Genomic DNA, 19432 nt, shown 5'->3' with positions numbered 1-19432 from the left:
TTTTAGTCAGCTTGTGCTAGTCCTATGCGCCAAGTCGATGTAACATACTCTGTCTTTTTGAAAATACCAATGATAGGACGTTCATGCGCGAGTATGCTGTTTTTACTTCAGAATCTGTAAGCGAAGGTCATCCAGATAAAATGGCTGACCAAATTAGCGATGCAATTTTAGATGCAATCCTAAGAGAAGACCCGTATGCGCGTGTCGCTTGTGAAACATTAGTAAAAACAGGTGCGGTTGTTCTTGCTGGTGAAATCACAACGACAGCAAATGTGGACTTTGAAGCGATTGTACGTCAAACCGTCAATGGAATCGGTTATCACCATTCTGATTTAGGTTTCGATGGTTCAACTTGTGCCGTGATCAACATGATCGGTAAACAGTCTCCTGAGATTGCACAAGGTGTTGATCGCCAGAAGCCAGAAGATCAAGGTGCAGGTGACCAAGGTTTGATGTTCGGTTATGCAAGCCGTGAAACTGATGTGCTGATGCCTGCTCCAATCTCTTATGCACACCGTTTAATGGAGCGTCAAGCAGAATTACGCCGTTCAGGTGCATTACCGTGGTTACGCCCAGATGCGAAGAGCCAGGTGACCTTTGCTTATGAAAATGGCAAACCAGTTCGTTTAGATGCAGTTGTATTATCAACGCAACATGATCCTGAAATTTCTCAAATCCAGTTAAAAGAAGCTGTGATTGAAGAAATTGTTAAACCGATCATTCCTGCTGAAATGTTCCATGCCGGCACGAAGTTCCATATCAACCCGACAGGTATGTTCGTCATTGGCGGTCCTGTAGGTGACTGTGGCTTAACAGGTCGTAAAATTATTGTAGATACGTATGGCGGTATGGCGCGTCATGGTGGTGGTGCTTTCTCTGGTAAAGACCCATCAAAAGTTGACCGTTCAGCTGCTTATGCGGGCCGTTATGTAGCAAAAAATATTGTTGCAGCTGGTTTGGCAGATAAATGTGAAATTCAGGTCAGCTATGCAATCGGTGTTGCTGAACCGACTTCGATTTCAATCAATACTTTTAATACCGGTAAAGTATCGGATGAGCTGATTGTTCAACTTGTACGTGAACATTTTGACTTACGTCCATACGGCATTACCCGTATGTTGAATCTGATTCAACCTATGTATAAGCAAACAGCAGCTTATGGTCATTTTGGCCGTGAAGGTTCTGATTCTGCATTTACCTGGGAAAAAACCGATAAAGTTGACATCCTTAAGGATGCTGCTGGACTGTAATTCCGCTACTGTAAAAAAGCTCGCCATGGCGAGCTTTTTTATTGCCCCAGAAATTATTTATTCGAATTGGTATTGTCCTGTTTGAACATCTCCAGTAGCGAATTGCTTTGCACTGGCTGATCTTCTTGATGATGCTGACTATATAAATGTGCAAGTTTAATCACAACCACCACTGCCAGACAGGCAGCAACACAAAACATCCACATGCCATACGGGCTGCGAATATGCTGAGAACCACAATAAGGGCACTCTTTATCTGTTGATGCAACGACCTTGTCACAACATGCACAATGATATTGATATAACATCATTCATACCTCCTCTTTATTTTTTTATTTTCTTTTTACAACAAATACTCATATGTCACACTTTTATCCTATGAGAAAAAAAACCATAATTCAATCACGTTTTCTGACCTACACATTCAAATTAACAAATTTTTATGACAATTTGATTAGAATCTTAAGTTTGACTCAATGATTAAGCTGTTCATTTTATTTTGATCTTTCATGTAATTTGATAAAATAAGATTTTACGCAGTGTGGAGTAACGCATGGCCCAATTGATCAATAAAGGTGGATTTCGCGAACGCGCCAATCGTAGTCGCAAGTACCAACAGTCAGAAAACGAGGTGACCACCCTGCCACCGAGCCAATATCAGCCGCCTTCCAAAGAAACAGCTACGTCTACCAATCCAGAATCACCCGATCCAGCCACCTCCAAAGATCAAACATAAAAAAAGCACACCAAATAAAGTGTGCTTTTTATAAAAATGAAATGAATTAATTCACATCTTTAAATTCAATTTGCTTCTGATCCGGTTTTACTTCACGTGCTTCACCATCAATAATGGTTGAGTCCCGATGCTGACCACCACCTTGTTGCTGGTTTTGCATATCTTGCATCTGGCGCATTAGATCAGCAAACGGATTTTGCCCTGCTGCACCACCGCTCATGCCACCCATACCGCCCATCATTTTATCCATCATGGCTTGCTGACGTTTGGCCATAGTTTTCATCAAGGCATTGCGGAATGCGGTTTGAACTGGTGGAATCAAGACCAATACTGCCAACACATCAGAAATCAAACCAGGAATCATCAATAAGAAACCTGCCATCGCAAGTGCCAGTTTCTTGGTAACAGCAGGATCACCACCCAACTGACCTGTCATCTGCATTTGCTGTAATTGCGGCATAATCGTTGAAGCACTTGAACGCAACAGGTTTAAACCAATAAAGAATGCGATGATGAACCAGAAAAAGACATACCACATACTTCCAACGAGGTCACCCACGCCAATCCAGACTAAAACCTCGGCAATTGTGCCAAATACCACGATAAGAAGTAGATTCATGTCAAATCTCTAAAATTAAAACCTTGTGCAATATTGATGAATCAATCCTGACACAACAAATAAAATAAACCCAATAAAGTTAATGATGGGTACATTTTCAAATTTATCAAGTCTTGTAAAAAAGCTTGTATAAAAAAGCTCCCAATTAAATTTGATCTAATTGAGAGCCCAAAGCGTCTTTAAAAATTAGCCACAAGTTGCTTGGGTAATTTTCTTCGATTGAGGATCAATCGTTACGGTCACACGATTTTCACGGTAATCCATGGTAACAGGCTGGTTTGGACCCACACTGCGAACAATTTCAGATTTGGTTTTTTGTTTAATCTGTGCTTCTGTTAAACCCGACTGACCGATTAACTTGGTTGCTTCGTCAGCGATACATTTTGGCTGGCTTGCACGGAACAGTTCCCATTCTTCAACCACCTGGCCATTTGGTAATTTGCAATAACCCACCTGACCATTGGCTTCATTGCGGATTTCCAGTTGTCCACCCTGGTCTACGCAGAATTTACTTGCTGGGTTAGGCATACCAATTTTTGGTGGCGTCATATCTTTATTTGGAGTTGCTGAACACGCTGCTAATGAAGCCACAATTGCACCTAAAAGTAAGATCTTTTTCATAATTTGAATTCTGATAAAGTGAAAAAGCAAAGATAACAAAATAACTTAACTTTTTATGTCAATGATTTGAAACAAGATGCAAACTTATATTCGATTCATAATTTTTTAAAAGTACTTATAAGCCTTTTAAAGGCTTTAACTTTCCGGCCTACTCATCTGCCTATAATTTTTTGTTTATTTGCTATTTTTCTTAAGCGATATTGCATTTCCTGCGCAATGTCTTGATTTTGACTTTGTGCATAGCGCTTTAACACAGCCATTGCATCTAGCGTACCAATATCTGCTAAAGCATGACTAAACCATTTTGCAATAACACCATCGTCAGAAGCAGTATATTCAAAACGCTTAAAATCCTGTTCAAGGATTCTGGCAATAATTGCGACGCTTGATGGATGAGCAAGACCTTGCAATTCTTTGGTTATCATTTGGTGCTGGTCATGTCCATCCAACAATAATAAATGATTTAGTGCCGAAGCTCTGATTTCCAGATTCTCTATTTTAAATGCCACATCGACTACAAATTCAAGTGTATCCGTCTCATTTTGCTGAACACCACCTCAAACATTTCTAACAAATACGTCACTTTGTTTTGATCAGCTATGTTCACATCCTCCCAGAATGAATCTATTCTTGCATCATGATTCAAAACAGAATCTCCTTTTTCTCAAATCCTGATTATGATTATTGGATAATAATATATTCCAACCGAATCGCCTCATCGACCAAATAGTGCTCTTTGATGATATAGAAATAAGGTCGCGTATTAATCCACGCGTCCATTGCCAGAATCGCTTCAGTATAGCCAGTGAATGCCGGAAAATCTTTGACTTGTATGATATCCATGAGCTGATCTCTTTTTTTATCAAGCCTAGCACACCCAGTGCATTTTACTAAAGCATAAAATCTAGCCAGATTCATTAATGGATTTTTATACGGCCCTGTTCCATAGCCCAACATTACAAAACCAAGATGCAAAGTGCCTCTAGATAAGAGGCACTTTTTAGGGACAAGATAGATCAATATTTAGAAAGAGACCATTTTCCCGGGATTCAACATGCCTGTCATACCATACCAGCCTTTTGACATTGGAATCGCCAGCGGTGCCAGCAAACGCCCAAATAAAATATCGCTATGCTGGATTTTGGTGAGCATTGCATAATCGGTATTTAAACCAGAAAAATCATCCGCAATGGCCTTACCGATCCTTACGGTTTGAGCCACACCATGACCACTCCAGCCGTGCACTGCATAAATTGGATATTTTTCTCCAAATTTACGGTTATCCGTCGCCCCGTTTACGGTCAGATCACTGACACCACTCCAGCAGAAGTCCATCTCTACCTGGTTGAGCTGCGGAAATACTTTATGAGTTCGGCCCAGCAAATACTGATTGATACGCCCTACGCTCCAGCTGGTGCCGGTTCCTTGCCCCCCAAATAATAAACGGTTTTTCGAAACGCCACGATAATAGTCAATCTGCAACTGCGTATCATAGACCGGATGATCCTGAGGTAATAACTCGGTCAACGGCACCTCCAAAGGTGCGGTCACCGCAATATAAGTATAAAATGGAACCGCTGTCTGTTTTTTCTCAGGCAGCAATTTAAAAGCATTATGATGCACGGCAATCACAACGCTTTTACGCGCTTTGATGGTACCGCCGCTCGTATTGACATAGACCCCGTCAGCCTGCTCAGAAATAGACAATACTTCGGTCTGCTCGAATACTTGACCGCCATTTTTACAAAAGCCATGTATCAAAGCACGGTTTAAAGCCAACGGCTGGATATGACCACCCAAATCATCGACCAGTCCACCTTTATACAGGTCAGATTTAATCAATTGTTTCAGTTCATATTCGCCCATCACCGTGGTGTTGTTTTCACCTAAATACTTTCTGGCGTCTGCGCCTTGCGTCAAAGCAATAAGATGCCCTTCATGTACCGCAGCGGTAATATGTCCACGCTTACGCGCCAGCTCAACATCATATTTTTCACTGATCTGGTCAATTAATGACATTGCCTCGGTAGAGGTAAAATGCCAAAGCTTTTTCGCATCTTCATAGTTAAAACGCTTGATCATTTCTTCAGCTTCCCAACGGGCCAAACCAGGTGTGAGTTGCCCACCATTTCGGCCAGATGCAGATGAACCGATGCGGTTTTTCTCCACCAGAATCGTATCCACGCCCTGTTCCGACAAATGCAATGCTGCCGAAGCGCCCAATAAGCCCCCACCAATCACCACAACATCACATACTTGGTCCGAATTGAGTGCATCAAAGATATGCCAGTCGTCCAAAGAACTCTCATAATAATTGGCTGGATGTTCAAATTCCCCATGCTTAGGATTGACCCAGCTCCACTCATTCGAATTTTGAGATGCTTTACTTTCCTTAAAGACCACATCATCTAAATGGATTGGTTTATTAATACCGTTAAACATTTGAAATTCACCCAAAAAATAAATTTTCTTACTTCACAATAAGATAAGGTTACCGTCAAAACAGTGATTAATAAAACCAGAATCTTTCAATATTTTTGATAGTTTATTCTCTAGAAAAGCGCTATGGCGACAATTTTTAAAACATTAAAAAAGCACCCGAAGGTGCTTTTCATTTCTATAGGCTGGTTGCAATTAGAACCATAAAGCTAAACAACAACGTGCCTAAAGATCTTTTACAATGTACATGAACTTCCTGCTCAAACCCTTGAGCATACGACTCCAAGTTTTCCATAACCCTAACGCTCATTAAATGTACTGCACTTGTTAATTTGCCTAATAAATTAACACAATAAAATTAGCAAAAAGTCGTAGTCCTGACTAGCACAAATTTTGCACAAAAAAGTTGTTTTATGACAAAAATAGGCGCTTAACTCAAAATAATTAAATATTTAATTTAAAGCAATGCAAAAATAGGGACACAAAAAAAGCCCACGAAGGTGAGCTTTTTTTATATAGTTTTTTAGTGTTCTAAGGAACAACCGTAATCCCTGTTGCTTGTGGGCCTTTTTTACCATCGGTAATGGTAAATGTCACACGTTGACCTTCATGTAAAACTTTAAAACCGCTACTTTGGATTTCGCTGAAATGAGCAAAAACATCCTGTCCAGAATCAGCATGAATAAAGCCAAAACCTTTGGTTTCGTTGAACCATTTCACTGTACCCGTCACAGTATTCGACATATATTTAACCTATTTAATAAATTTTGGAGTGCTTGCTAGCACGTAACTTGGAATCATAAACTCTGAGATTAGATCTGATAAAACGAAAGGTTTATTCAAATGATGAAATGCAAGATTTACTGAATCAGCAGCGTTATTCTTCTCGTTGTAATTTACTATACACCAGTTTACTTTTTAGGCACAATGAATATTTATTGATCACACCAAGATAGCCTGATTTATTGATCGGCACAGCGATTCTCCTACCGCCATCCCTATAACTTTTATAATACATTTCAAATAATTATAAGCCTGTTTTGCTTTAAAAATTATACCTTAAAATAATGATATAAATTCTTAACATATTATTTCATCGAATTTTAGCGTGCAAATAGAAGCAAGCAGCCTATTAGCAAATGCTGAGACCGTTCACTCCACACTATTTTTCTTCACAAAAAAGCCCACAACGTGTGTGAGCTTTTTTTTACTGGTCTAAAAATTAGATAACAGTGATAAGGGTTGCTTGTGGTCCTTTCTTACCTTGACCAAGTACGAAAGAAACGCGTTGGCCTTCTTGTAATACTTTAAAACCTTTGCTTTGGATTTCGCTGAAGTGTGCAAAAACATCTTCACCAGAATCAGCTTGAATGAAACCAAAACCTTTAGTTTCGTTAAACCACTTAACAGTACCGGTAACTGTATCAGACATACTTTTAAACCTTTTAAAATTTGTTCATTTATAAGTTAAATCAAAATTTTTTAATCATGATTTAACTTAATCTATCTTTATTTGACAGATACTGCAAGCATACCAAACTTTAAGCCATACGAGATAGTAGATTGAGAGAAGTATAGATAGTTTTATCCCCTAAATAGATGAGGTTGGACTTTAATAAACCAAATCATTTGTAAATAACATTCATTGCTAAATCAAAAAATTACCTGTAGAGGCTAAGCGATCTAGCATCTAAAAACTGAGATTTAGCCAAATAAAAAATATTTTTGTTTTTTCTGCTCAAAATATTTTTTTGCATCAAGATTTAAATTTAAGCCTGGTTTCTTATGCAAAATTCAACTTTTAGCCCTACAATTCACTTCAGCACAGCTATGGGTAAAGACCCAAACGGCAATTTGTTCAGATATAAAAAAAGCCCACCTAAAGTGAGCTTCATTTTCAAGCAATCTTATTAGATAACTTTAATTGTTGTTGCTTGTGGTCCTTTTTTACCTTGACCAAGTACAAACGAAACGCGTTGGCCTTCGTTTAATACTTTGAAACCATTGCTTTGGATTTCGCTGAAGTGAGCAAAAACATCTTGGCCAGAATCAGCTTGAATGAAACCAAAACCTTTAGTTTCGTTAAACCACTTAACAGTACCAGTAACTGTATCAGACATACTTTTAAACCTTTAAACTTTGTTCATTTATGAGTTAAATCAAATTATTAATATTGATTTAACTCAATCTATCTTTAACCAATAGATACTTCAAGTGCGTAAATCATCTATGTTAATCGATAAAGCTGATTAACATCGGTATAGAAGCTTTTACCATCTAGATTAAAATCGATTTCCCGACCTGACTCTAGCTGGATTTTCTTTCCAACTTCTACCCATTTGAAACCATCCAACGTATTTTGCTGACGTTTCATCGGGATAATTTGCACACAAATTTCATTGCCATTGCTGGCTTTGGCTACACGCCATTCATTAATAATTTTCAACACAAAATCACTCATTCCTGAGCTCAAGTGATCGATTTGGATTTACTATAACGCTAGATATATGGAGAGAGGCAAACTACAATTCTAGAATCTAATAATTTTTAGCTTTCTTTAGGGTTATTTCAGCTAACTTAATTGCTGTCTAATCTTTCAGATAACAACAACTCAATAATCACAGAGCTAATATTCAATTAACTTTAAAAGTGGTAGCGGGAGCTGGATTTGAACCAACGACCTTCGGGTTATGAGCCCGACGAGCTACCAGACTGCTCCATCCCGCAACAACATATTGATCAACATCTTCGATCAATGAGATGCTTTATACGCCCATCTCCCCCACAATGCAAATTTTTTTTAGAAAAATCACATAATTTACGTTCTAACGCTCAAATTAAACACAAATTGATCAAAATCCCCTCAGATTAAGCCATATCGATCGAACTGTTGAAATGAGACCGAATTGCAGGATAATTAACCGAACAAACCGAATTTGCTTAATAAATCTGCTATTTTGTTATAATTCAAAATCCTACAAAAATATTATGCATCGAAAAGCCTGCTATGTAACAATATCAACAATCTTTTATTGTTATAGTTCGACATGTCATTAATTATTGGTATTGATCCCGGCTCACGCTTAACAGGTTACGGAATTATCGAAAAAGATGGCAATAAACTACGTTTTGTCGATGCAGGCACCATTCGTACCGAAACCCAAGAAATGCCAGAACGTTTAAAACGTATCTTTGCCGGGGTTGAACGGATTGTTAAATTTCATGGCCCAACTGAAGCTGCGGTAGAGCAAGTCTTTATGGCGCAGAATCCTGATTCGGCATTGAAACTCGGTCAGGCACGTGGTGCTGCAATTGCCGCTCTAGTTAATCTGGATTTACAGGTGGCTGAATATACCGCACGACAAATTAAACAGTCTGTGGTCGGTTACGGCGCAGCAGATAAAGAACAGGTCCAGATGATGGTGATGCGTTTACTGAATTTGAGTATCAAACCACAGTCTGATGCTGCCGATGCCCTAGCTGCCGCCATTTGCCATGCCCATGCTTCGGGCAGTATGAGCAAAATGGCTGTGCTTAATGCATTAGGTGGCATGGCTCGTGGCCGCAGCCGTGTCAGCAGCAGACGCCGTTAGTCATTTTGATTGACTACCTGATAAATCATTTTGCCCATTTCATGTGCCTGTAATCCGCGCATCCCCTTTTCAGCCAACAGATCGCCTGCCTGTGCATGTAAGCTCACGATTTCATGCAAAGCAATCTGCTGATGGAACTGCGCTTTTAAACTGGCAATCATGCCTGCCAGTACATCACCCATTCCACCTGTACCCATGCCCGCATTGCCTTGGGTACAAATGACTAATTCTTTCTCTAAAATGAGACTGCCCGCGCCTTTAAGTACCCATTGACCAGCGTACTTTTGTTGCAACTGCTGAATTGCTGCAATGCGATCCTGTTCAATTTCCTTGGCGCTACAACCTAACAAGGTCGCCGCCTCACCGGGATGCGGGGTGGCATAAACATGATTATTTAACTTTTGTGGATCTTTTGCCAAAAACCAGAGCGCGTCGGCATCAAGTACCACGTCTAAATGAGAATTTTGATTCAGTCGCACAAACCATTGCTGATAAATTTGTTCAGCCCATTGATCCCTCCCCAAGCCCATCCCCAAACCTACCGCATCGACATGTTCAAGTAATTGCTCAATCTGTTCTTGATCTAAGCTATTGATGTCTCTAATCATAATATTAGGTGAACGTGCCAGAATAGCTTGATGGTGTTTGGCATGACAGACTACACTGACTTTGCCAGCTCCAGCATGAAAAGCCGCTTCAGCCGACATGATAACGGCGCCACCCATATCGGCATGACCGCCTACCACCAATACATGGCCATAACTGCCTTTATGTCCAAAGGCTTGCCGCTTGGGCAAGATCACTGTTTCGGGAGACAGATAAGCCAGCGCTTTTAATTGCGTATCTGGCGGAATCAGGCTGACTAACTGTAAATCGCCAACATATTGCTTGCCTTGACCTGTGAATAGGCCAGCCTTATAACCCAAAATTGTAAAAGTTTGATCTGCCTGTATCGCAACAGGTAAAGCCTGGCCTATGTTGGCCTGCAAACCACTCGGAATATCAATCGAGATTTTTAACCCTGCCTGGGCATTAAAGAGCTGGATAATCTCTTGCCAATGTTGGTCGAGTTCCCGATTCAAGCCAATGCCAAATAAGGCATCAATATGACAATCAAAACCTGGAATTTCTTGACGGACTGCTGTTTCTGACAATACATAATCGATGGTTTGAATATCGACTTGATAAGACTGCGCATAATCTGCAGCTTGTTGTAAATCCGCTGATTGTCCGAGTTTTGTCGCAAACACGGTCACTTTTATTCCCTGCTGCTTCAGATAGGCAGCCATATAGTAGCCGTCTCCCGCGTTATTGCCTTGTCCGCACCAAACTGCGATCTTTTGAATTTTCTTTGACTTAAATTGCGGAATTAACTGCTGTGAGATCGCCCAAGCGGCTTGCTGCATAAGCCCTAATGATGAATTTTGCTGAGCAAACCAACGCTGTTCCCATGCTTGGATACTCTGGCTATGGTAAACTACAGCTTGCATGTTCTCTCCCTCATTCTTGGTTTATGGCTTCAACCTCTTCATCTCAGACGCAATCTCAAAAGATTGAACTACAGCAGCTCGATCCACAAGCACTGAAGGCTTGGATTAAACAACAAGCTTTGGATTTGGGTTTTTCTGATTGTGTCATTGCCAAACCAGATGCTCAAGATCAAATGCCGCGTTTTAAAGAATATTTAGAACGCGGATACCATGCAGACATGCACTATTTAGAAGAAAATCTGGAAAAACGTGCAGATCCAACCTTACTTGTGCCCGGTACAAAAAGCATTATTTGTGTGCGCATGAACTATCTTGTGGCATCACCGAAGCCCCGTTACGTTCCATTTGAACCAAATTCAGCCATTATTGCGCGTTATGCACGGGGCCGTGATTATCACAAAGTCATGCGTGGACGGCTAAAGACTTTAGCCACGCGGATCAGGGAAAAAGTCGGGGATTTTGAATCGCGCCCCTTTGCTGACTCTGCTCCGATCTTTGAAAAATCGCTGGCTGAAAGTGCAGGTATGGGATGGACCGGGAAACATACCCTACTCATTCATAAAAAATCAGGCTCTTTCTTTGTTTTAGGCGAACTGTTTACGTCACTGGAACTACCTTTCGACCAACCTGCAACTGCACATTGTGGCTCATGTACCGCCTGTATCGACATTTGTCCCACCCAAGCCATTGTTGAGCCCTACATGCTGGATGCACGAAAATGTATCGCTTATTTAACCATTGAATATAAAGGCATCATTCCTGAAGAATTACGCTCGGGTATTGGTAACCGTATTTTCGGCTGTGATGACTGTCAACTGATTTGCCCGTGGAACAGCTTTGCCAAAACTGCCTCCATTCCGGATTTTGATCCAAGGCACAGTCTGGATAATATCAGCCTGCTGGAGATCTGGCGCTGGGATGAAGCCACTTTTCTTGCCAATACCGAAGGTAGCCCGATCCGCCGTACCGGCTATCAATCCTTTAAACGTAATATTGCAATCGGCCTTGGAAATGCTCCATACTCAGCTGAAATTGTCACGGCCTTGCAAGATGCAAAAACGTGGCACGACGAGATTGTCAATGTGCATATTGACTGGGCAATTCAACAGCAATTGCAACAGGCCGATATGCCGCAAATAGAAAAATGATGTTTTTTGCCCTTTGGCTTTGGCACGATTTCTGTATGATTAGTCTCAATGTTTGTCATCAATCATCATGGATATAACAATGACCTTACGTAATGACTGGACTCGTGATGAAATCCAAGCTCTATATGATCAACCTTTTCTAGACTTAGTTTTTGAAGCGCAAAGCGTACATCGTCAACATTTCCAGGCCAACTCGATTCAGGTCAGTACCCTTCTTTCAATTAAAACGGGTAAATGTCCTGAAGATTGTAAATACTGTTCGCAATCGGCGCATTACGATTCAAAATTAGAAGCTGAAAAACGTATTGCGGTTGATAAAGTCATTCGTGAAGCACAGTCTGCCAAAGAATCAGGCTCTTCACGTTTCTGTATGGGCGCTGCATGGCGTAATCCGCATGAACGTGATATGCCTTATGTGCTTGAAATGGTACGTGAAGTAAAAGCATTAGGCCTTGAAACCTGTATGACCTTAGGTATGTTGAACCAGTCACAAGCCGAGCGTTTAAAAGATGCGGGTCTGGATTATTACAACCACAACCTGGATACTTCCCGCGAATATTATTCTCATATTATTAGCACGCGTACTTTTGATGATCGTCTGGATACTTTAGATCACGTTCGTCAAGCAGGCATGAAAGTTTGTAGTGGTGGTATTGTTGGGTTGGGCGAAAGCCGTAATGACCGTATTGGTTTATTACATGAACTGGCAACCATGCCTGTCCATCCTGAATCAGTGCCAATCAACATGCTGGTCCCTATCGAAGGTACGCCACTTGCTGATGTCGAAAAACTGGATGTTACTGAATGGATCCGTACCATTGCAGTTGCACGTATCATCATGCCACACAGTTATATCCGCCTTTCAGCAGGCCGTGAATCTCTTAGTGATTCTGATCAGGCACTTGCATTTATGGCGGGTGCAAACTCGCTCTTCTCTGGCGACAAATTATTAACCACACCAAATGCCGGCGAAGGCAAAGATCAGATCCTGTTTGCTAAATTAGGTTTAACCGCAGAAAAGCCAAAACCGACCGTTGCAGAACTTTCGATCGATGCCATGAGTGCATAAATGAAAAAGCCTTGTCAAATGACAAGGCTTTTTTTAGATGAAAAATCAGATGGATGTCACCAGAATGCCATACTTGGCAGTTAGATACATGCCGACTCGAATAATATCCACGCCTGCTGCATGTGAAACTGATAGTTCCTGAGTATGCACATCAAAATGTAATGAATCGAAAACCTCCTGATGATGCACCAACCAAGTCATTGTGTCTGCCATATTGTCATCGACAGTATAGGTCTCTGATGTAAAATCCTTATTCATTAAGCCAATCTAATCATTGAATACATGACGCTATCATAGCGAATAGACAGCTTTAAATCAGCTAAGTCAAAGACATTTAGCGATATCAATGCTCGCTAAATGTCTCAATAAGGCTTGGTCGTTTTAAGCTTGGGTTTAAGCAGCCTTTGGATTCACTATCGTCTGACCTGATTTCAAACTATCAACTGCTTTCGGGTTAAACTCCAGAGTCAACACGTGATTGTCTAAGTGGACGTGATACGAACGAATCAATGACTGCTGCCCTTCATCTGTTTCAAGCACATATTCATCGGCAATATTTAAAATCCCTTCCAGATTGGTCGTACTTGACGCACGGTCGTGACCAAACAGATCATAGATGGTTTGCAGATTAAAGCTGGTTTGTTTTTCCAACGGATGGCTTTTCAAATGACTTTCCAGAAATAAAACCAATTTATGGGCAAAGAAATAGTAATTCGGTTTATGGGTATAAAGCATGTTCATTGAAAGCTCCTCTTGAGGTTTTTTTCATCTAATCATGACTAAAAAACTAAAGATTGAACCTTAAAAAATTCTTAAAACCAGTACGCATATTTTGTTAACGGATTGTCATTTTTCTTCAAAATTGTTAATCAAAAACTACAAAAAAGTATTTGTTTTACATTTTTTCTCGGCAAAGCATTTTTCAGCTAGCCCCATAATTCTGTATAAAAAATAAACAATCTGTTGTTTTTTTCTAAAGGAAAAATCAATCAATCTTTAGAAATATTAAAAAAAATGATTAAAAAAATTGAATTTTTACTCTATAAAATATGAAAATATAATCTATATCATAAACTTATTTTAAATCGGAATTTTAGATTAAAAAAATACCTAAAATGTGACGTAATTTGCACTTTTTAAATTAATTGCGATATATTTTGCGCATTACTTGTTCAGCGCAAAAATTCAACTGAAAAGTAATTTTAATTCAAACTTTTAGCTGATGTATTCGAGAAATTATTATGAAAAAACTTGCTTTGATCGCTACTCTTTCAGTTGTAGGTATTGCTAACGCTCAAGCTGCTGATGGAACGATTACAATTAATGGTCTAGTGACAGACAAAACTTGTGACATCGTAACTCCAGCAGGTAAAGACTTTACCGTAACACTTCCAACTGTATCTAAACAAACACTTGCAAAATCAGGTGATGTTGCTGGTCGTACCCCATTCCAAATCAACCTAGATAAATGTTCAGCGGGTAAAGTTGCGACTTACTTCGAGCCAGGTGCAACTGTTGATTTTAACACTGGCCGTTTACTTAACCAAAACGCTGCTGGTGCTAAAAACGTTGATGTTCAACTTTTAGGTAGCAACAACCAAGTTATTCCAGTACTTGCTGCTGGCAGTAACGGTGCTCAAGCAAACTCTCAATGGGTTGATGTGGTAGAAGGCGGTACTGCTGACCTTAACTACTATGCTGAATATTATGCAACTGGCGCTTCATCTGCTGGTGAAGTAAACACTTCAGTTCAATATACAATTATTTATCAATAATCTATTGGTAGACTTTGCGGGTTTCTAGACTTCTAGGAATTCGCAATTGTAAATTTCACGCAATCATAGAGTAAATTTAAATGGCACTGAACGGTTACAATTTTTTGCTTGGTTTAACACTATCATCAGCATTTATCGCAACTCATACCCATGCAGAAATTATTTTGCACGGCACTCGTGTGATTTACCCGTCTGATGCACGTGAAGTAACTTTGCAAGTGAGTAACAACGGTTCTAAACCATCCCTTGTTCAGGCTTGGATTGATGAAGGTGATGCTAAAAGTACACCGGACCAGTCAAAAGTTCCATTTATGATTACCCCACCGATTTCGCGTGTTGATCCAACGAAGAGTCAATCCCTTCGTATTACGGCATTACCTAATGCAGCTCAGTTAAATCAAAAACAAGAAACCGTTTTTTGGCTGAATGTTCTGGATATTCCACCACGACCAACAGCGAATAGCAAAGATGCTGTTCCTGATAATTTTTTACAGCTTGCGATTCGTTCACGCATTAAATTTTTCTATCGCCCGGCGAGTATTAAAACTGATGCCAATCTTGCAGGTGAAAAATTGCAATGGATTAAAAGCGGACAAACGCTGATTGTAAAAAATCCAACACCGTTTCACGTCACTATGACGGCGATTTACCAGCAAAATGCAGGAAAGCCGGTGGATCTATTACCCAAAGGTTTAATGCTTGCACCTTTTTCAGAAGACAAAGTCCAGTTAAAAACGGGAAATACTGAAAAGATGAGCTATGTCAGCATTAATGATTATGGCGGTCGTATCGAACACCAGATCAAGCTTCAATAACAAATAAATTTATTCCCAATCCATAAATGATTTTGTACCTATCATTGAATAGGCGAACCGATTATGTCAAAGAAAAATGCAACAGCTAAATTCTTGAAGCGTCGTATCTGTTATTACCTGACTTCAGGGGTAATCACCGTAACGCTGCCTATGGCTGTTTATGCAGTAGAACAGACAACAGAACAAGCAGCACCCATGGAAGCGGAATTCGACTCTGTTTTTTTAATCGGTGATGCGCAAAAAGTCGATATTTCCCGCTTTAAATACGGCAACCCTGTTTTACCGGGTGAATATAACGTTGATGTCTACATCAATGGCAACTGGTTCGGTAAAAGAAGAATGATGTTTCGTTCATCTGAACAGAACCAGAATGCTTTTACCTGTTTTACTTCAGGTTCTTTACTTGAATATGGTGTAAAGCAAGAAGTTCTGGTCAACCGTACTGAATCGAATGCGCCAAATGCATGCTATAAAATCGAAGAATGGATTGAAAATGCCTATTACGATTTCGATACCTCACGCCTGCGTATCGACATTTCGATTCCACAAATTGCATTACAAAAAAATGCCCAAGGCTATGTAGACCCAAGTATCTGGGATCGTGGTGTTAATGCCGGATTTTTATCGTATAGCGGTAGTGCTTACAAAACCTTTAACCGTTTAAATGATAATAAAGAGACTACCAATGCCTTTATGGCGATTACAGCGGGTGCAAACATTGCAGGATGGCAACTTCGCCATAACGGTCAGTGGCAATGGCAAGATGGTGCTCAAAGTGAACTAGACCCAACCAATAAGAAGAAATCAAACTACGAGTCTACCAGCACTTATTTACAACGTGCCTTTCCTCAATATCGTGGGGTTTTAACCTTAGGTGATAGCTTTACCAATGGTGAGTTATTTGACTCATTCGGTTATCGCGGACTAGATTTTTCGAGCGATGACCGCATGCTGCCGAATAGTATGCTCGGCTATGCGCCCCGTATTCGTGGTAATGCCAAAACCAACGCGAAAGTAGAAGTTCGTCAACAGGGTCAGTTGATTTACCAGACTACGGTTGCACCAGGTAGCTTTGAAATCAATGATCTCTACCCGACAGGTTTTGGTGGTGAACTTGAAGTTTCGATTATTGAATCGAATGGTGAAATACAAAAGCTAGCGGTTCCTTATGCGTCTGTTGTGCAAATGCTACGCCCCGGACTCAGCCGCTACTCGATCACTGCCGGTGAATTTCGTGATCGTGATATTGATTTAACGCCGTGGGTGACGCAAGGTAAATACCAACGTGGTATTAACAACTACTTGACTGGCTATACCGGCTTTCAACTGGCTGAAGACTACAGTGCCTTACTATTAGGTGCCGCGGTAGCAACACCTATTGGTGCGGTCTCTTTTGACGTGACCCAGTCCAATACTGACTTTGACAAGCAAGGTTCACAATCCGGACAAAGTTTCCGTCTCAGCTATAGCAAACTGATCTCACCGACCAATACCAACTTAACCTTGGCAGCCTATCGTTATTCGACGGAAAACTATTATAAATTACGTGATGCCCTGCTCATTCGTGACCTTGAAGATAAAGGTGTGAATACCTTTGCGGTAGGTAAACAACGCAGTGAATTCCAGATTACCCTGAACCAAGGCCTGCCTGAGGGCTGGGGTAATGTTTATATGGTCGGTTCCTGGAATGATTACTGGAACCGTAATGAGACCAGTCGCCAATATCAAATCGGTTACAGCAATAATTACCATGGTTTGACCTATGGTCTTTCTGCGACCAATCGTGAGATTGAATACGGTTCAAGAAATCAAACCCGTGATACTGAATATTTGATGACCCTTTCTTTCCCGATTAATTTCAGAAAGAGCTCTGTCAACGTCAATGCGACCGCGTCTGAAAACAGCCGTACCGTGGGTATGAGCGGAATGGTCGGTGATCGTTTTAACTACGGTGCTTCTGTATCTCATCAAGATAGACAAAACCCGAGCTTTAACGTGAACAGCCGTTATCGCACGAACTTTGCGACCGTAGGCGGTTCATATAGCATCGCTGATGCTTATCAACAGGCGATGCTCAGTGTAAGTGGCAGTATCGTTGCACATGAAAAAGGTATCCTGTTTGGCCCGGAACAAGGGCAAACTATGGTGCTGGTCTATGCACCAGATGCTGCAGGTGCCAAAGTCAACAATACTGTTGGACTCAGTGTAAATAAGGCTGGTTATGCCGTGATTCCTTATGTCACACCTTACCGTTTGAATGACATCACACTTGATCCGCAAGAAATGTCAACCAATGTCGAATTGGAAGAAACCAGCCAACGTATTGCCCCATTTGCGGGTGCGATTGCAAAAGTTGATTTCTCGACCAAGAAAGGCTATGCCATCTATATCAATACCAAAACAGCAACAGGTGAAAGCTTACCGTTTGCATCGCAAGTTTTTAACGCTAAAGATGAATCTGTTGGTATTGTTGCCCAAGGCAGCATGGTGTATTTACGTACCCAAGAGCCAAAAGGCGATTTGTATGTAAAATGGGGCGAAGAAGCCAATGAACAGTGCCACTTCAGTTATGATGTTAGCGCACAAATTTCTAAAGATCAGCAAAGCATGATCATGTCTGAGGCCGTATGCAAATGAAAAAATTACTCTTAAATAGTGTTTTGCTTACCGCAGGCCTAGGCATTTACAGTGAAGCAAATGCGGCGTGTCGTTTGTATAACTACACGCCGAATGATGTACAAATGTCAGTTGGCCGAGTTGTGGTACGTCCAAGTGATGAGGTTGGCAAAATTTTGCGTAAAGCAACTTTTGCTATCACGGACAAAGGAACCCGTGCTGATCGCTGTGATTCAAGTGATCGTCTAATTGCAGAACTTAATCAAGCTTATCCCTTAAGTCCGCTCGGCAATAGTATTTACACCACCAATATTCCAGGTATTGGTATCCGTCTGTACCGAGAAGCTGAAAATGCCAGTAATTTCTCTGGCTATTATCCGTATACACGGGGTGGGTTAAGATATGGGACAACATATAACTTAGCCCCTGGCTATTTTGTCGTTGAAATTATTAAAATCGCCGAACAGACAGGCTCTGGTGCCTTAGTTCCAGGCCAATACAGTAGTTACTATATACAAGGATATGCCACACGACCTTTCTTGACGAGTACAGTACTTGCCAATGCCATTACCATTGCCTCTTCATCTTGTGAATTACAGGGAAATATCAATAAAGTTGTGCAGCTTCCTACTGTGATGAAATCAGGTTTTACGGGTGTCGGTTCAACCCAAGGTGAGCAAAGCTTTGACTTAAATATCTTGTGTAATGGAGGTAAAAATCCAACCGGATATGAAGAGAAGAACCAAATCAGTTTAGATTTTGACTTTCCACAAGATGGTACCAATAACCAAGTCATGTCCAATACAGCACCAAACTCAACCAAAGCCAATGGTGTTGGCGTTCAATTACTTTGGAAATATCAAAATAAAAATCAGGTCATTCGCAAAGGTGAAAAACTAGATGTCGGTACAGTCAACTCCAACCAGACTGTACAATACAACATTCCTTTGTCTGCTCGGTACTATCAAACAGCAACCAATGTCACTGCTGGTACTGTGCGAGCCATGGCAACCGTAACCATCCAATACGATTAAACTTTTTACCAGGCCTCTTCTCCCCCAAAGAGGCTTTTTTATTCTATATGCAATAGCAACGCATCATTTAACTGCATCTGTCCCTGTAACACTTCCATGTTTAAGTAATCAAATCCCTTTTTATATATACCTAAAATTAAGCAAATTACTCTAATTTTTTAAATCCACATTATAATAAAAATATGTGACAGAATTAACAAAATCAATTTATTATATTAATTATCAAT

At 40.5% G+C, this 19432-nt stretch carries 22 protein-coding genes and 1 tRNA gene; 9 read left to right on the top strand and 14 right to left on the bottom strand.

Features of this window, described 5'->3' with window-relative positions; genetic code table 11:
- Positions 1-83: 83 nt before the first annotated feature.
- Positions 84-1250 carry a methionine adenosyltransferase gene (gene metK / locus JO943_RS00410; RefSeq protein ID WP_004771809.1) on the top strand — a complete coding sequence of 389 codons (1167 nt, stop codon included), beginning with the start codon at positions 84-86 and terminating at the stop codon, positions 1248-1250.
- Positions 1251-1303: 53 nt separating this feature from the next.
- Here metK and JO943_RS00405 read toward each other — a convergent pair whose 3' ends face one another.
- Complete coding sequence (locus JO943_RS00405; RefSeq protein WP_005229937.1) at positions 1304-1561, bottom strand: hypothetical protein; 258 nt, start codon at positions 1559-1561, stop codon at positions 1304-1306.
- A gap of 242 nt (positions 1562-1803) precedes the next feature.
- Here JO943_RS00405 and JO943_RS00400 point away from each other — a divergent pair, with 242 nt between their 5' ends.
- Positions 1804-1986, top strand: coding sequence for a hypothetical protein (locus JO943_RS00400; RefSeq protein WP_202739657.1), 183 nt, complete (start codon positions 1804-1806; stop codon positions 1984-1986).
- Positions 1987-2032: 46 nt separating this feature from the next.
- On the opposite strand, the gene JO943_RS00395 is transcribed toward JO943_RS00400, so the two are convergent.
- From JO943_RS00395 to JO943_RS00350, 10 genes are all read right to left on the bottom strand, one after another.
- Positions 2033-2605: an FxsA family protein gene (locus JO943_RS00395; protein WP_005285233.1), complete on the bottom strand. Its 573-nt coding sequence runs from the start codon at positions 2603-2605 to the stop codon at positions 2033-2035.
- A gap of 186 nt (positions 2606-2791) precedes the next feature.
- Positions 2792-3226: a DUF333 domain-containing protein gene (locus JO943_RS00390; RefSeq protein ID WP_005285230.1), complete on the bottom strand. Its 435-nt coding sequence runs from the start codon at positions 3224-3226 to the stop codon at positions 2792-2794.
- 152 nt (positions 3227-3378) lie between these two features.
- Entirely contained in the window at positions 3379-3735 is a 357-nt protein-coding gene (locus tag JO943_RS00385; RefSeq protein WP_227614380.1) for a hypothetical protein, read from the bottom strand.
- Positions 3736-3907: 172 nt separating this feature from the next.
- Positions 3908-4069: a hypothetical protein gene (locus JO943_RS00380; protein WP_005229928.1), complete on the bottom strand. Its 162-nt coding sequence runs from the start codon at positions 4067-4069 to the stop codon at positions 3908-3910.
- A 180-nt stretch (positions 4070-4249) separates the two neighbouring features.
- Complete coding sequence (locus JO943_RS00375; RefSeq protein WP_202739656.1) at positions 4250-5668, bottom strand: NAD(P)/FAD-dependent oxidoreductase; 1419 nt, start codon at positions 5666-5668, stop codon at positions 4250-4252.
- Positions 5669-6196: 528 nt separating this feature from the next.
- Positions 6197-6409: a cold-shock protein gene (locus JO943_RS00370; protein WP_005229924.1), complete on the bottom strand. Its 213-nt coding sequence runs from the start codon at positions 6407-6409 to the stop codon at positions 6197-6199.
- Positions 6410-6887: 478 nt separating this feature from the next.
- Positions 6888-7097 carry a cold-shock protein gene (locus JO943_RS00365; protein ID WP_004771798.1) on the bottom strand — a complete coding sequence of 70 codons (210 nt, stop codon included), beginning with the start codon at positions 7095-7097 and terminating at the stop codon, positions 6888-6890.
- A gap of 478 nt (positions 7098-7575) precedes the next feature.
- Positions 7576-7785: a cold-shock protein gene (locus JO943_RS00360; protein WP_004661816.1), complete on the bottom strand. Its 210-nt coding sequence runs from the start codon at positions 7783-7785 to the stop codon at positions 7576-7578.
- Between the two features lie 107 nt (positions 7786-7892).
- Complete coding sequence (locus JO943_RS00355; protein WP_005229922.1) at positions 7893-8126, bottom strand: hypothetical protein; 234 nt, start codon at positions 8124-8126, stop codon at positions 7893-7895.
- A gap of 189 nt (positions 8127-8315) precedes the next feature.
- Positions 8316-8392: transfer RNA gene (locus JO943_RS00350), tRNA-Met, on the bottom strand.
- A gap of 320 nt (positions 8393-8712) precedes the next feature.
- Here JO943_RS00350 and ruvC point away from each other — a divergent pair.
- Complete coding sequence (ruvC, locus tag JO943_RS00345; protein ID WP_005229920.1) at positions 8713-9258, top strand: crossover junction endodeoxyribonuclease RuvC; 546 nt, start codon at positions 8713-8715, stop codon at positions 9256-9258.
- On the opposite strand, the gene JO943_RS00340 is transcribed toward ruvC, so the two are convergent.
- Positions 9255-10748 (bottom strand): NAD(P)H-hydrate dehydratase, encoded by a 1494-nt coding sequence (locus JO943_RS00340; RefSeq protein ID WP_202739655.1) that lies wholly within the window; start codon positions 10746-10748, stop codon positions 9255-9257. The genes ruvC and JO943_RS00340 overlap by 4 nt on opposite strands.
- A gap of 23 nt (positions 10749-10771) precedes the next feature.
- Between JO943_RS00340 and queG the strand changes: the two genes are divergently transcribed.
- A complete protein-coding gene (gene queG, locus JO943_RS00335; RefSeq protein ID WP_202739977.1) occupies positions 10772-11896 on the top strand; it encodes a tRNA epoxyqueuosine(34) reductase QueG in 1125 nt (374 codons plus the stop codon).
- A gap of 79 nt (positions 11897-11975) precedes the next feature.
- On the top strand, positions 11976-12965 hold the full coding sequence (gene bioB, locus JO943_RS00330) for a biotin synthase BioB (RefSeq protein WP_202739654.1): 990 nt from the start codon (positions 11976-11978) through the stop codon (positions 12963-12965).
- A 45-nt stretch (positions 12966-13010) separates the two neighbouring features.
- Here bioB and JO943_RS00325 read toward each other — a convergent pair whose 3' ends face one another.
- Positions 13011-13223, bottom strand: coding sequence for a hypothetical protein (locus JO943_RS00325; protein ID WP_202739653.1), 213 nt, complete (start codon positions 13221-13223; stop codon positions 13011-13013).
- Between the two features lie 135 nt (positions 13224-13358).
- Entirely contained in the window at positions 13359-13706 is a 348-nt protein-coding gene (locus JO943_RS00320; RefSeq protein WP_005229912.1) for a hypothetical protein, read from the bottom strand.
- Between the two features lie 500 nt (positions 13707-14206).
- Here JO943_RS00320 and JO943_RS00315 point away from each other — a divergent pair, with 500 nt between their 5' ends.
- The 4 genes from JO943_RS00315 (at position 14207) to JO943_RS00300 (ending at position 19205) form a co-directional block, all read left to right on the top strand.
- Positions 14207-14740, top strand: coding sequence for a fimbrial protein (locus JO943_RS00315; RefSeq protein WP_032868926.1), 534 nt, complete (start codon positions 14207-14209; stop codon positions 14738-14740).
- An 80-nt stretch (positions 14741-14820) separates the two neighbouring features.
- Positions 14821-15555, top strand: coding sequence for a molecular chaperone (locus JO943_RS00310; protein WP_032868925.1), 735 nt, complete (start codon positions 14821-14823; stop codon positions 15553-15555).
- 63 nt (positions 15556-15618) lie between these two features.
- Positions 15619-18192: a fimbria/pilus outer membrane usher protein gene (locus JO943_RS00305; protein ID WP_227556569.1), complete on the top strand. Its 2574-nt coding sequence runs from the start codon at positions 15619-15621 to the stop codon at positions 18190-18192.
- Entirely contained in the window at positions 18189-19205 is a 1017-nt protein-coding gene (locus JO943_RS00300) for a fimbrial protein (protein WP_199972662.1), read from the top strand. Before JO943_RS00305 ends, JO943_RS00300 begins: the two co-directional genes overlap by 4 nt.
- Positions 19206-19432 lie beyond the last annotated feature (227 nt).

Origin of the sequence: Acinetobacter sp. 'aerobic (ED)' (assembly GCF_904886855.1) — a bacterium.
GTDB classification, from domain to species: domain Bacteria; phylum Pseudomonadota; class Gammaproteobacteria; order Pseudomonadales; family Moraxellaceae; genus Acinetobacter; species Acinetobacter courvalinii.
This window is presented reverse-complemented; position numbering and strand designations above follow the sequence as displayed.

Bases quoted from the DNA above. Each gene is read 5' to 3' on its own strand.
- metK (WP_004771809.1), top strand. From the start codon at position 84: ATGCGCGAGTATGCTGTTTTTACTTCAGAATCTGTAAGCGAAGGTCAT.
- JO943_RS00405 (WP_005229937.1), bottom strand. From the start codon at position 1,561: ATGATGTTATATCAATATCATTGTGCATGTTGTGACAAGGTCGTTGCA.
- JO943_RS00400 (WP_202739657.1), top strand. From the start codon at position 1,804: ATGGCCCAATTGATCAATAAAGGTGGATTTCGCGAACGCGCCAATCGT.
- JO943_RS00395 (WP_005285233.1), bottom strand. From the start codon at position 2,605: ATGAATCTACTTCTTATCGTGGTATTTGGCACAATTGCCGAGGTTTTA.
- JO943_RS00390 (WP_005285230.1), bottom strand. From the start codon at position 3,226: ATGAAAAAGATCTTACTTTTAGGTGCAATTGTGGCTTCATTAGCAGCG.
- JO943_RS00380 (WP_005229928.1), bottom strand. From the start codon at position 4,069: ATGGATATCATACAAGTCAAAGATTTTCCGGCATTCACTGGCTATACT.
- JO943_RS00375 (WP_202739656.1), bottom strand. From the start codon at position 5,668: ATGTTTAACGGTATTAATAAACCAATCCATTTAGATGATGTGGTCTTT.
- JO943_RS00370 (WP_005229924.1), bottom strand. From the start codon at position 6,409: ATGTCGAATACTGTGACGGGTACAGTGAAATGGTTCAACGAAACCAAA.
- JO943_RS00365 (WP_004771798.1), bottom strand. From the start codon at position 7,097: ATGTCTGATACAGTTACCGGTACTGTTAAGTGGTTTAACGAAACTAAA.
- JO943_RS00360 (WP_004661816.1), bottom strand. From the start codon at position 7,785: ATGTCTGATACAGTTACTGGTACTGTTAAGTGGTTTAACGAAACTAAA.
- JO943_RS00355 (WP_005229922.1), bottom strand. From the start codon at position 8,126: ATGAGTGATTTTGTGTTGAAAATTATTAATGAATGGCGTGTAGCCAAA.
- ruvC (WP_005229920.1), top strand. From the start codon at position 8,713: ATGTCATTAATTATTGGTATTGATCCCGGCTCACGCTTAACAGGTTAC.
- JO943_RS00340 (WP_202739655.1), bottom strand. From the start codon at position 10,748: ATGCAAGCTGTAGTTTACCATAGCCAGAGTATCCAAGCATGGGAACAG.
- queG (WP_202739977.1), top strand. From the start codon at position 10,772: ATGGCTTCAACCTCTTCATCTCAGACGCAATCTCAAAAGATTGAACTA.
- bioB (WP_202739654.1), top strand. From the start codon at position 11,976: ATGACCTTACGTAATGACTGGACTCGTGATGAAATCCAAGCTCTATAT.
- JO943_RS00325 (WP_202739653.1), bottom strand. From the start codon at position 13,223: ATGAATAAGGATTTTACATCAGAGACCTATACTGTCGATGACAATATG.
- JO943_RS00320 (WP_005229912.1), bottom strand. From the start codon at position 13,706: ATGAACATGCTTTATACCCATAAACCGAATTACTATTTCTTTGCCCAT.
- JO943_RS00315 (WP_032868926.1), top strand. From the start codon at position 14,207: ATGAAAAAACTTGCTTTGATCGCTACTCTTTCAGTTGTAGGTATTGCT.
- JO943_RS00310 (WP_032868925.1), top strand. From the start codon at position 14,821: ATGGCACTGAACGGTTACAATTTTTTGCTTGGTTTAACACTATCATCA.
- JO943_RS00305 (WP_227556569.1), top strand. From the start codon at position 15,619: ATGTCAAAGAAAAATGCAACAGCTAAATTCTTGAAGCGTCGTATCTGT.
- JO943_RS00300 (WP_199972662.1), top strand. From the start codon at position 18,189: ATGAAAAAATTACTCTTAAATAGTGTTTTGCTTACCGCAGGCCTAGGC.